This window comes from Nostoc sp., assembly GCF_036917355.1.
Classification (GTDB): domain Bacteria; phylum Cyanobacteriota; class Cyanobacteriia; order Cyanobacteriales; family Nostocaceae; genus Nostoc.
Window position 1 is genome coordinate 1 of record NZ_JBALDP010000031.1, and the last position, 12,686, is coordinate 12,686.

Annotated in this window: 11 protein-coding genes; 4 read left to right on the forward strand and 7 right to left on the reverse strand. The window is 41.5% G+C overall.

Translation table 11 applies throughout. The features are described 5' to 3' along the window. Positions 1-135: 135 nt before the first annotated feature. From V7K53_RS09330 to V7K53_RS09350, 5 genes are all read right to left on the reverse strand, one after another. Positions 136-1,320, reverse strand: coding sequence for an acyl-CoA dehydrogenase family protein (locus tag V7K53_RS09330; RefSeq protein WP_335197249.1), 1,185 nt, complete (start codon positions 1,318-1,320; stop codon positions 136-138). A 78-nt stretch (positions 1,321-1,398) separates the two neighbouring features. Then, positions 1,399-1,566: a hypothetical protein gene (locus V7K53_RS09335; RefSeq protein WP_335197250.1), complete on the reverse strand. Its 168-nt coding sequence runs from the start codon at positions 1,564-1,566 to the stop codon at positions 1,399-1,401. A gap of 93 nt (positions 1,567-1,659) precedes the next feature. Further along, entirely contained in the window at positions 1,660-2,868 is a 1,209-nt protein-coding gene (locus tag V7K53_RS09340) for an SfnB family sulfur acquisition oxidoreductase (RefSeq protein ID WP_335197251.1), read from the reverse strand. A gap of 168 nt (positions 2,869-3,036) precedes the next feature. Further along, complete coding sequence (sfnG, locus tag V7K53_RS09345; RefSeq protein WP_335197252.1) at positions 3,037-4,137, reverse strand: dimethylsulfone monooxygenase SfnG; 1,101 nt, start codon at positions 4,135-4,137, stop codon at positions 3,037-3,039. A gap of 889 nt (positions 4,138-5,026) precedes the next feature. Beyond that, positions 5,027-5,743, reverse strand: coding sequence for a biliverdin-producing heme oxygenase (locus V7K53_RS09350; protein WP_322680846.1), 717 nt, complete (start codon positions 5,741-5,743; stop codon positions 5,027-5,029). Positions 5,744-6,314: 571 nt separating this feature from the next. Here V7K53_RS09350 and glmM point away from each other — a divergent pair. From glmM to pnuC, 3 genes are all read left to right on the forward strand, one after another. After that, the gene (gene glmM, locus V7K53_RS09355) at positions 6,315-7,787 is read left to right on the forward strand and encodes a phosphoglucosamine mutase (RefSeq protein ID WP_335197254.1); all 1,473 of its coding nucleotides are present in this window, start codon (positions 6,315-6,317) and stop codon (positions 7,785-7,787) included. Between the two features lie 346 nt (positions 7,788-8,133). Next, a complete protein-coding gene (locus tag V7K53_RS09360) occupies positions 8,134-9,162 on the forward strand; it encodes an AAA family ATPase (RefSeq protein WP_335197255.1) in 1,029 nt (342 codons plus the stop codon). A gap of 65 nt (positions 9,163-9,227) precedes the next feature. Next, a complete protein-coding gene (gene pnuC / locus V7K53_RS09365) occupies positions 9,228-9,821 on the forward strand; it encodes a nicotinamide riboside transporter PnuC (RefSeq protein WP_335197256.1) in 594 nt (197 codons plus the stop codon). A gap of 236 nt (positions 9,822-10,057) precedes the next feature. On the opposite strand, the gene fdhD is transcribed toward pnuC, so the two are convergent. After that, positions 10,058-10,897: a formate dehydrogenase accessory sulfurtransferase FdhD gene (gene fdhD / locus V7K53_RS09370; protein WP_335197257.1), complete on the reverse strand. Its 840-nt coding sequence runs from the start codon at positions 10,895-10,897 to the stop codon at positions 10,058-10,060. A 272-nt stretch (positions 10,898-11,169) separates the two neighbouring features. On the opposite strand from fdhD, the gene V7K53_RS09375 reads away from it, so the two are divergent. After that, a complete protein-coding gene (locus V7K53_RS09375) occupies positions 11,170-12,351 on the forward strand; it encodes a serine hydrolase domain-containing protein (RefSeq protein WP_335197258.1) in 1,182 nt (393 codons plus the stop codon). 137 nt (positions 12,352-12,488) lie between these two features. Here V7K53_RS09375 and V7K53_RS09380 read toward each other — a convergent pair. Then, positions 12,489-12,686, reverse strand: a 198-nt coding sequence (locus tag V7K53_RS09380; RefSeq protein WP_335197259.1) for a transposase, incomplete at its 5' end; no start/stop codon positions are given.

Genomic DNA, 12,686 nt, shown 5'->3' on the forward strand with positions numbered 1-12,686 from the left:
ACCTATTTGCCCAAAAAACCATCGATCGATATTTACCCAAAAGACTTACCTGCACTGCCTCCTGCTATTTTTTAGTTCCGTCGAACTCACGTTAATGTAGAGACGCGATAAATCGCGTCTTGAAAGACTGATTATCTATGAATAAAAGTTAGGTTTTGGCAGTTGATCGTTTAACGCCCAATTTCCGATTTCTTGAATTTTGTAATCTACCGGATCGTGGAGAGTGAATGTGCGGAGATTACGCCAATAGCGATCGAAGCCATACTTTGCCGTAGTAGCACGTGCGCCCATAACTTCAAAAATGCGGTTAGTAATGTCTAAACCGACCCTAGTCGCTGCAACTTTGGCAGTAGCGACGTAAAGCGCACATTCCCCACGTTGTTCGGCGGTGAGCGACCATTCTTTTTCCCAAGCCGCCTGTAGTAATTCTCCTGCTTGCTCAGTCAAGCTCTTAGCTGCTTGGAGTTCAACCCAGATTTTGCCATAGTGCTGGAGGATGTAAGGATCTTGGGTTGCACTCTCTACACCTGATGTCAGCCAAGGTTTTGTATTAGTGGCAGTATATGCTTTAGCAGCTTCAAATGCTCCTTGGGCAATTCCCAAATAGATATTAGCAAGATTCAATTGAGTTAAGCAGGCGCGAATAGTATTAAAGGGTTGATTGAGTTTGTCTCTACTACCAAGAATTTCGTTAGGATACACCAACACATTCTCAAAAGTAACACTACCACTATCTGTTTGACGTTGCCCGATATTATCCCAATCATCATGAACAGTAACGCCTTGCCGTTGGGTAGGAATTACCAAAATATTTAATTCACCAGTTTCTTGATGAATGGCACCGATCGGCAATATATCCGAGTCTTGAGAGCCAGAGCAAAAGCTTTTAATCCCGTTCAGACGGAAATAATCATTTTCTGGTGTCAGAGTAGCTCTTTTATCTAAAGGGTTGAGGGCATTGCACCAAAACCAATTATTTTGAATAGTTGTTGAGTAATATCGCTGTTTTTGCTCTGCCGAACCAAAGATATGAGGAATTACTACACCTAAATGGTGGTAAGAAAAAACGTGAGCAATTGAACTATCAACCTTGGCAAACTCGCGGGTAATTTGCAGAATGGTAATCCAGTTTTGCCCTAAACCACCGTATTCAGTGGGTACGATTAGTTTCAGCAAGTTGCTTTTACGCAAGCGATCGCGTTCATGCTTTGGTGTTCCTCCTTTAGCATCCCGCTCGACAGCAGTCTGGGCAAATTCCTGTGCTAAAGACTTAGCTAGATCGAGATAATTTTGAGACTCTTTCGTTTCGATTAATTGCATACTTTACCACTTCTCTTATAACCTTATTGTGAGAAGTAACTATAAATTTGACTGGAAAACTTTGAATTTAAAATAGTTTTACATCGTAATGTAAGTCAAATTTCTTCCCACATTCAGTTGAATAATTTGACCAAAGATGAGTTCAAAAACATAGCTAATGACAGCAATTATAGCAATAAAAAGCAGTTCTTTAAATGGCTGGCTTTTCCAAATTCTCCGCCTCTGGATTGGGTTTGCAATGCTCATCGTATCAACTGAAATAATGTTGGATTTATTAGGGGTAAAGCATTCTGGTAAATGTTAATTCTGAAAGCTTCACCCCAGTAGAAAATGCTGCAATTACAACCAAGGATGGCGCGGGGGATAGACACCGTTGAGGAAGTAGTTACCAACAGCGTAGTATTTCCAACGCACGGGATCGTGAAGTGTGTGAGCGCGGGCATTTCGCCAGTGGCGATTGTAGTTAAATTCCTCCAATGTGGACTTAGTACCTGCTAGTTCAAACAATTTGTTGGTAGCTAATAATGCCGCTTCGGTGGCTAAGGCTTTGGCTTCAGCAACTGCGATCGATGCTTCAACTACCTTGGGTTCTTCTAAGCCTGACTCGTTAGCGATGTCCAGAAATTCGCCTGCACGACGCAGCAATGCTTCAGAAGCGTGAACCTGAATTTGGACATTGCCTAAGTTATAGAGTGTCAGAGGGTCTTCGTAGCCTTTTTCTAAATTGCTGTCAACCCAAGGGCGAGTATGGTTGCGAACAAAGTAGATGGTGTCACGGACTGCGGCTTTAGCAATTCCCACGTCTACGGCGGCTTGGATGATTTGGGCGATCGCACCCATTGGAGTAGCTCTTTCAAAAGCCAAGTAGTGCGGAATCACGTGTTCTGCCTTAACTTTCACATTTTCAATAATGGTAGTGCCGCTAGCAGTGGTACGTTGTCCGAAGCTCGTCCAATCATCGAGTAGGGTTAATCCTTCGGCATCTCTTTCGACAAATGCCACCACTGTCTTACCATCTGGATTACTGGCAATCACGGGAACCCAATGTGCCAATAGTGCCCCAGCAGAGTAGTATTTGCGTCCGTTGAGTACGAAGTCAGATCCATCTGGTGTTAATTTTGTTTGGACATCAGTCACAGACTTAGTGCCAACTTCCGAGAAGGCGTTACCAAAGCGCTTACCTTGTAGAACCAAATCAAAGAAGAACTTCTTCTGCTCATCTGTACCATCCAACCGGACTGCTTCCACCATGTAGAGGTGGTTTTGGGGAATTTGACCGAGGCTAGAGTCGGCTTCGGAGATGATTTTAACTACTTCTGCGAGGGTGGCACTTGATACAAAAGCACCGCCATACTCTTTCGGGACTGTAATCCCCCACAATCCACTCTGAGAAAACTTTTCTACTTCCTCAGCAGGTAAACGCCGATTTTGGTCGCGTTCTGAGTCTCCCTTGGCAAACTCAGCTGCTAATTCGTGAGCGATCGCGATCGCTTCTTTGTCATCCCGAATAATATGTGCCTTCTGGTCAGTATTAATTACTGATGTCATGGTAAAACTCCTTGATTGTGATTGAGTGACTCATAATCGCCATTACTATGAGACAACGCAAAATATATTTATTTGAGCAGAGATATGTAGAGTTCTTTTAAATGAGGTACAGAATGCTGGACTCCAAATCAGATATAAACAATCCACTTTCTGCCTCCAACCTCCTGTTTACAACACTCCAACCAACTCATCAGATGTCCGACGATTAGATTTAAGTTCGCGCACAATCGGTATTACAGTCTTACCAAATGCTGGCAAATCATCTGTGTAGTGTAAGAAGCCACCAAGAATTAGATCGACTCCCACTGCATGGAACTGGCGAATCTTCTCAGCTACTTGTTCAGCCGTGCCAATCAAGCCCGACCGGAAGCCATCGTTATACTGCACCAAGTCTTCAAAATTGGAATTCGCCCACATTCCCTGACCTTCACGAGTAGAAGATCCTGCCTGTTTCACCGCTTCGCCAAATCCTTTGACAGCTTCCACATCAGCTTGGGCAATAATATCGCGCAAGACTTCATGCGCTTCTGCTTCCGTATCTCGCACGATGATAAAGGAATTCAGACCAAACTTAATTGTGCGTCCTTCTTGACGAGCTAATTCAGACACCTCTGCAATCTGCTCTTTCACACCTTCTATGGTGTTGCCATTCATGAAATACCAATCAGAGACGCGGCCAGCCATCCGCCGTGCAGCCTTGGAGTTACCACCTTGGAATATCTCCGGGTGGGGATTCTGATTAATTGGTTTAGGCTTCACCCAACCGCCGTTAATGCGGTAAAAGTCGCCTTTAAAGTGAAACTCATCCTCAGTCCACAAACCTTTGAGAACGCGGATAAATTCTTCTGAACGACGATAGCGTTCGTCATGGTCTAACCAATGTTCACCATATATAGTGAATTCATCTTTAAACCAGCCGCTAACTACATTCAGAGCAAATCGGCCGTTAGAGAGAAAATCAATGCTAGCACCCATTTTGGCAACTACTCCCGGATGCCACAATCCAGGGTGAACTGCTGCAATCAATTTCAATTTCTTGGTGACTGGAGCCAACGCTGACACGGTTGTTAATGCCTCTAGCTGGTACTCAGCGCCATAGCTGGCGATAAATCTGGCTTGTGCTAGAGCATATTCAAACCCGACTTGTTCAGCTGTTTGAGCCAGTTGAGCATTGTATTCGTAAGTCCAATCTGTCCGTTGGGGAATTTTACTAACAACTAACCCCCCGCTAACGTTGGGAATCCAGTATGCGAACTTAATATCTACCATAATTGTGCGTTTGTAATTGAAACTGCTTGGTTATTTCTCTCACTTTGTAAGTGATGTAACAAAGCCTAATTTGTTATCGCTAACAAATCAGCCAAAACTCGATCGGGCAAAATTTTAGTCAAAATCGAAAGCTTGAGAGCGGCTGGAAACTACTCTGAGTTTATAAGTAGACAATTTTCTGATGGTGGTAATATACCATAAACCTACCGTATTACCGTAGTTTTTAATGAATTAGACTTTATCGCGACAATTTTTTCAATGTCGTGACTCGATATACTTAAATTCCATTTCCATATTCCATTTTGGAATACTGCCGACTTTTGCTGAGTATTTAATTATTTTATATTTGCTGCTTATCAGCCCGATTCAGTCAGAACTCGACAAAGCATCGATACTATTCCATATCGTGATAAATAAATGCTTCTTGTGTATCATCTGCAACTATACACAACAGAAATAAAAAGAGGCGAAAAGGTTAAAGGGAAAAGGGATGAATTAGGTCGCGCCACTTGCGGGCGAGGTTTTTACCTTCCCGTAATGATGCGGATTATTTCGCTTCACGTCGGGCGAGGTTTTTACCTTTTCCCCTTCCCCCTTCCCCCTTCCCCTTCTTAATAAATGTGCTAGTGTAAACTACTAAACTAGAAAATATTTCACAATTTGGTTGGCATCTAAATCTAGATACTTATCTTCCCAATTCCCAATCCAATCAAAATTGAGGGGCAATCTCCCCATGCTTGCTTTCACATCTCAAAAGCAGTCACAAGGCTATTGCCCCTAAATATTTTGAGCGTCGATCGCTCTTTCGCCAGAAACACCTATGAATTACCTTTTATCAGGCTATCTAGACTTATGACTCCACACACCATACTCCGCAATCTCAACACGATTACTCAGCTGTGACGAGTTCAGTACTACCACGTGTACGACGCCGTGTAAGGCTATTATACAGCATCACACCGATCGCCTTGATCAAATTACCTTCCAATTCCTGGAATAGCTTCATGTTCGTGCCAAAGGCGGCGTTAGCTTCATCAACGATGCGATCGGTTGCCGCCTCGTCAAGGGGTAATTCATCCAAAATTTGCCGATATTTGGCTTTGAATGCCTTCTCATCAGTAATTTCTGGAAACTCATAAAAGGCTGTGCCTTGTCCATCAGACAAATTCATCGCTGTAACAGCAATATTTTTGAGAATTTGTCCGCCGGATAAGTCACCCAAGTAACGAGTGTATGAATGGGCGATTAATAATTCCGGTTCTGTAGCAGATATTTCTCGGATGCGCTGTACATAAGCTTCACCTGCGGGAGATAGTTTGATTTGCTCTCTCCAGTTTGCACCAAAATAATAACTCAGGTCTTGCTCTAAGCTATGCTTGCGGTTTAGCTGAGGAAAGTTAATTTTAGAAACTATTGGGTGCTGGCGGTGCTTTTCCATTTCCTCTTCCATCGCTGAGTAGACGAAGTAGAAGTTAGCAACAAGTTTCCGGTAAGAGTTTTTTTCTACTACTCCTTTTAAAAAGCACTTGACAAAACCTACATTTTCTGCCATTGTGTGGGCTTTCTTAGTGCCTACACGTAATTTGGTTGCTAAATTGCTGCTCATGCTAAATTTCTCAACTTTAAAAAGTTAACTGCCGGAGTTTTGATTCACTAACGGCTAAAAAAGCCATTAAAACGTTACCTTAAAACTATTTGATGAGAATTTATATTAAAATTTTTTAAGCTGCAATGATTCTGTCGTTTTTTACACAGCGACAAGGCTAGGAGAACAGAATTTTAGATTTCAGTATTTTGATTTTTTGTTGTTATTAGCTGAATCTTGCTTTCATTCTCAGCTTAGGTGAAAATCTTTGTGACGCTCTGAAAGTAATATTTATTACATAATTACTTGGTAATAGTATTGTCAAGTGTGAACTAATACAGATAAAAATCAAAACGAAAGTTGTCGGCATAAAAGGAATAATTAGCTAAGATGTGGAGACTTTACTAACAACGTAAAAACCAATACTGACTTTATCAAAGATTTACAATCAGAGAAAGAAAAATTCAGTATTATTACGTAAAGGTAGCTCGATCTAGAATGAATTTCTAAAGAGAAAAAGCATGTCAAAATTGCTGAATAAAGTCTTAAGTGTTATTTATTTTTCAGTGTGATTGTGTGGAGTGTTTAAAATATGGTTTCATCTATAACTCGGACATCGGGCATTTCTGGGGGTTCTACTTCTGAAGTTGAGGGATTGGGCAAAGGGATTGAGAGCAGTTTTGGACTGAATTTAATCCCACTACCAGCAAATCCCTTATTTGGCACAGATGGGATTCGCGGACGAGTGGGAGAATTACTGAATGCGCCTCTAGCATTGCAAGTTGGTTTTTGGACGGGGATTGTTTTACGTAACCATGCTACTCAAGTAGGGCCAGTCATTCTCGGACAGGACTCTAGAAATTCCAGCGATATGCTGGCAATGGCTTTGAGTGCAGGGTTAACAGCAGCAGGCTTAGAGGTTTGGTATTTGGGATTATGTCCCACTCCTTGCGTTGCCTATCTCACCAGTATCAGTGATGCCATTGGCGGAGTGATGATTTCTGCCAGCCATAATCCTCCAGAAGACAATGGGATTAAGGTTTTTGGTAGCAATGGTGGGAAGTTACCGCAAATATTGCAGACAGAAATTGAAGCGGGACTGCGTGGCAAGATATCACCGATCGCTAAAGTCAGTAATTGCGGACGGCATTACTCACGTTTCGAGTTAGTGGAAGATTATAGCTCGGCGTTGAAAAAACCTTTGAACGGTGCCCTAAATCTTCAGGGAATGAAGATTGTTTTAGACTTGGCATGGGGAGCCGCAGTTGGGTTAGCACCATCAGTGTTTACACAAATGGGGGCGGAGGTAATCTGCTTGCATAACGAGGCAGATGGCGATCGCATTAATGTTAACTGCGGTTCCACGCACCTAGACATTTTGGCAGCAACGGTACAAGAACACAACGCCGACATCGGCTTTGGCTTCGATGGCGATGCCGATCGCGTCTTAGCAGTAGACAATACAGGCAGGCAAGTTAACGGCGATTACATTCTCTACCTGTGGGGAAGACACTTACAACAAAACCAACAATTGCCAGACAACCTGATTGTATCTACAGTCATGGCTAACTTAGGCTTTGAGAAAGCTTGGCAGCAAATTGGTGGTAACTTAATTCGTACCGCAGTTGGCGACCAATACGTGCAAGCCGAAATGCAGCGTACTGGAGCAATGCTAGGTGGCGAACAATCAGGGCATATTCTTTGCCGTCACTATGCCGTAACTGGAGATGGCTTGTTAACCGCATTACACATAGCATCTTTGGTGAGAGAGGCGGGTGTTCCCTTGAGCGAATTAGTAGATCGAAGCTTCCAAACCTATCCACAATTGTTGCGCAACGTGCGCGTTGTCGATCGCGATCGCCGTTTGGGATGGCAAGATTGTCAACCTGTACAAAAAGCGATCGCTCTTGCTGAAGCTGCAATGGGCGATTCCGGCAGAATTTTGGTTCGCGCCTCTGGCACAGAACCAGTCATCAGAGTAATGGTAGAAGCAGCCAATGCCGAACTCACCAACTACTGGACAAATGAATTAGTTTCGCAAGTCCAGCAGCATCTGATGGACTAAATTAGCTAATATCTCATCTAAATTCTAGTATCGCTAAAGATGCGATAAATCATCACAAAGACGCGATAAATCGCCGTCTCTACAAAAGACTAATTATTGTAGAGGCGGCGTTTATCGCGTCTCTTGTCTTAACCAAGATTTAGCTAGTACAACACGGCGACTTCTTTTTTAGAGTAATAGGTATCAATACTTGTCGGGTTTTGGGGAAGAAGGGAAGGGGAAAGAAAAAACCTTTAACCTTTACCCTTTAACCTTTTCCCCTTAACCTTTTCCCCAAACCCAATGCCGAGTTAAAAATGCAAAACCCGAGCAGTATTGTAATAGGTATCTATAAAAAGTCAAAATTATGACTAGTAAATCCGGACTTACACTAGGTAAATACGCGCCTCTCCATAAAGGGCATCAATTGGTGATTGAAACAGCCTTAGCAGAGATGGATGAGGTACTTGTGATGATTTATGAGTGTCCAGAAGTGACTGCTATTCCTTTAACAGTTCGAGCGAATTGGCTGCGTCAAATTTATCCACAAATTCAGGTGATTGAAGCGTGGGATGGCCCAACTGAGGTTGGTGATACTCCTGAGATTAAGCAAAAGCACGAAGATTACATCCTGAAACAATTAAAATCCAAAAAAATTACCCACTTTTACTGTAGTGAATTTTACGGTGAACACGTAAGTCAGGCGCTGGGGGCAGTTAATCGGCTCGTAGATTGCGATCGCCAAACTTTTCCAATTTCTGGAACGCAAGTAAGAAGAGACGCTTACGCATTTCGGGAGTATTTACATCCTGATGTATACCGCGATCTGATCGCCAATATTGTTTTTCTGGGCGCTCCTTCGACTGGTAAAACTACCATTGCATCACAATTAGCTAAAGAGTTTAACACAGTATGGATGCCAGAGTATGGGCGCGAGTATTGGGAAAAATATCAAATTAATAGGCAACTTTCGCTCTCGCAACTTGTGGAGATTGCCAAAGGGCATTTAGAACGTGAAGAAGCCTTATTATTGCAAGCAAACCAGTATTTATTTACAGATACTAATGCATTGACAACCTATCAATTCTCCTTGTATTACCACAAAACTGTTGCTCCAGAGTTAGCAGAACTTGCCCATCAAGCCATGTCGCGCTATGATTTAGTATTTCTTTGTGATTCAGATATCCCTTACGATGATACCTGGGATCGTTCTGGAGAGGCAAATCGTAGTATATTTCAAAAAAAGATTCAGAGCGACTTAATTATTAGAAAAGTTCCATTCTTTCGCATTTATGGCGATATAAATGCACGTATTAGTCTGGTTAAAAAGGTAGTGTCATCCTACCAAAAATATAGCAATTTAGGAGACTTGTTTTTCAAAAAAAATATTTTATAAAATGCATTAAAATGATTGAATTTTGGAGTGTAAATACTATCGCATTTCATCTTATCGGATATCCCATGAGTTATGTAGAATTCTTGGGAACGATTTTTTCTCTATGGTCGGTGTGGCTAATTTCTCAGAGAAAGATTCTGACTTGGCCTGTTGGAATAGTCAGCGTCTTGCTATACATGGTACTTTTCTATCAAATCCGTTTGTATGCGGATATGTTAGAACAAGTCTATTACTTAGTTATTAGTGTGTATGGTTGGTGGAGATGGATTACACCTGAATCTGATACTGGTAAAGTTTTACAGGTTCGATATAGTCCACCGCGTAAAATTGTTTTGATTGCAGCAATTACAATAGCAGTTTCATTGGCAACGGGAGCTTTGATGAATAAAATTCACCTGTTACTCCCTACAATATTTCTAGAGAAAGCTTCTTTTCCTTATTTAGATGCACTCACAACAATCATGAGTTTTACTGCTATGTGGCTCATGGTACAAAAAAGGATTGAAAGTTGGTATTACTGGATTATTGTTGATGTTATTGGTATTTGGTTGTATTACGTTAAAGAAGTTAGATTTGTTGCTTTTCTTTATTTAATTTTTTTGTTCATAGCAATTAACGGCTCAATATCTTGGCTCAAGACAGCTAAAATAGTGCATTAGATTTAGGTTGCGTTGAGTAACAGGAAACCCCAACATTGATCGGATTGGTTAAGGCAAGAGACGCGATGAATCGCCATCTCTACAAAAGACTGATTATTGTATAAACGGCGATTTATCACGTCTTTGTGATGATTTATCCCATTTTTATGATTTAGAATTTTTATCAAAAAACCTCAACCCAACCTACAAATTTGTTTGCAACAATTTAGCCTCGCCACGCCACTATAAAAGTGTTCTTAATCAGCATTTATTCTCTGTAAACCAGTGTAAATATTGAACCGTTCACCGCGCAGGAATCCAATTAAGGTAATTCCAAATTCCTTGGCGACAGACACCGCCAAACTACTAGGAGCAGAAACAGAACAGACAATAGGAACCCCAGCAGTTGTAGACTTTTGCAAAATCTCAAAACTAGAGCGCCCGCTAACCAGGACAATACAATTATTTAAAGGCAACTCATCACTGAGCAAAGCCGTACCAATCAATTTATCCAAAGCATTATGTCGTCCAATATCCTCCCATAAATTTAACAGTTGTCCTTGAGTATCAAAGATAGCCGCAGCGTGCAAACCCCCTGTAGCAGTGAAAATACCTTGAGCAGCCCGGAGTTTTTCTGGTAGGCTGTAAACAATCTCAGGTGTTACCGTTGGGCCAGAAGGAATAACTGGACATCCCCGCAGACGTAAAGCTTCAAGGCTAGCTTTACCACACACCCCACAGGCGCTACTAGTGTAGAAATGGCGCTCCAAAGGCTGTAAATCTGGAATCAACCCATCCCGCAGTTCTACATTTACAATATTATGGCGTTGCTCACCATCTACCAATTCATCTACGCAGTAACTAATACGTCGGATATCTTCCCTACTATTAACGACTCCTTCACTGTAGAGAAAACCAGCAGCTAGTTCAAAATCTGCCCCTGGTGTTCGCATAGTTACAGCTACCGTCTTCTGGAGAGGGACGAGGCGAATTTCTAAAGGTTCTTCGGTGGTGAGTTGGTCTAAGCGCGATCGCATTTTACCATTTTCCACAACCCAGACAGTGGCTTTGGTCTTGCTTTTAGTTGGCATTTTCATATTTATGAGAGTTGGTGACTTTAAATTTTGATCCTAATCTGGGAACAAAGTAATGCTATTTGTATATCAGATGTCAGGTTGATGCTCACCAACTACTTTGTGCAGTTGAGCTAGTAGTTCGCCAAGGAAACTTGGCGGGGTAAAGGGCAAGGGGGAAAGGGAAAAGATGTTTACTCCTTTAACCTTTAACCTTTCCCCTTTTCCCAGCCCTCACCTAACAATTTTGGGTTGGCAGACTACTAGATTGCCTCGGTTTCTGTTTAGTAAGTGAAATGAACCTAAAACTTTTGGCTTTCAGCAAAATTTTATTTGCAATAGTCTTTGTATTTTCCCTTGGTTTTACAGGATATTTAGTCGCTAATAACATTAGTCAGAGAGTAATAGAAAAATCTCTTGCTAAACAAGTGATTTCTACCTCCACAGTAGGAAAAAGCTCTCAATTACAAAAACTTTTAAATGAGATAGTTGTAGAACAGAAAATCCCTGGTGCGGTAATGTATATTACTACACCTAAAGGTTCTTGGCTGGGAGCATCTGGTGTCAATAACTTGTCAACTAAAACCAGGATGAAACCCACAGATGGCTTTTCTATTGCCAGTATGAGTAAAACTTTTATGGCAGTGGTTGTGCTGAAATTAGTTGAACAAGGGAAAATACAATTAGATGGAGCGATCGCAACCTACTTACCAAGAGACATCAGTCCTCATATTGTCAACAGCGAAAAAATTACAGTTCGTCAACTCCTCAACCACACTAGTGGTGTTGCTGAATACCTAGATACAAAAGAATTTATTCAAGCTACAGCGAAAAGAAGTCGCTCACAGCCTTGGACAGCCAGAGAAGCTATTCAGTATATGTATCAAGAAGAACCAAAGGCAAATCCCGGAGAAAAATTTATTTATACTGATTGCAACTACATTCTTTTGGAACTGATTGTTGAAAATATCACTAGGGGAAATCTCGCCCAAGCAATCCGCAGTCAAATTTTAAAACCATTGGGATTAAAACATACCTTCACAGAATTGCGCGAACCGACAATTGGCGAAGTCGCTACAGGTTATGGCGATCGCAATCAGGATGGTAAGCTAGATAGCTACGCCCAAGTCAATGATGGCAATGGTTTGGGAGATGGTGGATTAGTTTCAACAGCAGAGGATTTAGCCAAGTTTGCCAAAGCGTTATTTGTCAAAAAAACTTTACTTTCGTCAAAGATGATGAAAGTAATGCTGAAATTTAAAGATAATGGTGCAGACTATAGCTATGGGTTGGGTGTCGAAAGGTTTTCATCTCCTTTAGCAAAAGCAATTGGGCATAGTGGTATAGCTTATGGTTTCGCAACATTGCTGGCATATTTACCCAATGAAAATACCACTATAGTAGTGTTGTTAAACAATCAAAATGTTGATCTTAAATCAGTAGCTAGGACAGGTTTAGAGGTTGTTGAAAATAAATGATAGTAATTATTTGTAATTATGCTTCTAGGTTTTAGCTTAACTTAACTGTTACCGCCAAATGCAACCCTAATGCATCCAGCAAAGCTTAAATCGTATCTGTCGCTTAGAGGATGTTTGAAAAGTATTAAACAATTCAATTAAGCGAGTCTTCTGAGCATTAAGCGAATCATTGCAACTTGTACAAATGTTTCATGTGTCTGTGGTAAAACTTCGTAGTCTTTACTCAAACGACGATACCAATTAAACCAACCGAAACTACGCTCGACAACCCAACGTTTAGGTAAAAGAACAAAACCTTTAACATCAGTTGGACGGCGTACAACCTCTAAGATCCA

Excerpts from the sequence above, each read along its gene's own strand:
- V7K53_RS09330 (WP_335197249.1), bottom strand. The coding sequence starts at position 1,320 with ATGCAATTAATCGAAACGAAAGAGTCTCAAAATTATCTCGATCTAGCT.
- V7K53_RS09335 (WP_335197250.1), bottom strand. The coding sequence starts at position 1,566 with ATGAGCATTGCAAACCCAATCCAGAGGCGGAGAATTTGGAAAAGCCAG.
- V7K53_RS09340 (WP_335197251.1), bottom strand. The coding sequence starts at position 2,868 with ATGACATCAGTAATTAATACTGACCAGAAGGCACATATTATTCGGGAT.
- sfnG (WP_335197252.1), bottom strand. The coding sequence starts at position 4,137 with ATGGTAGATATTAAGTTCGCATACTGGATTCCCAACGTTAGCGGGGGG.
- V7K53_RS09350 (WP_322680846.1), bottom strand. The coding sequence starts at position 5,743 with ATGAGCAGCAATTTAGCAACCAAATTACGTGTAGGCACTAAGAAAGCC.
- glmM (WP_335197254.1), top strand. The coding sequence starts at position 6,315 with ATGGTTTCATCTATAACTCGGACATCGGGCATTTCTGGGGGTTCTACT.
- V7K53_RS09360 (WP_335197255.1), top strand. The coding sequence starts at position 8,134 with ATGACTAGTAAATCCGGACTTACACTAGGTAAATACGCGCCTCTCCAT.
- pnuC (WP_335197256.1), top strand. The coding sequence starts at position 9,228 with ATGAGTTATGTAGAATTCTTGGGAACGATTTTTTCTCTATGGTCGGTG.
- fdhD (WP_335197257.1), bottom strand. The coding sequence starts at position 10,897 with ATGAAAATGCCAACTAAAAGCAAGACCAAAGCCACTGTCTGGGTTGTG.
- V7K53_RS09375 (WP_335197258.1), top strand. The coding sequence starts at position 11,170 with ATGAACCTAAAACTTTTGGCTTTCAGCAAAATTTTATTTGCAATAGTC.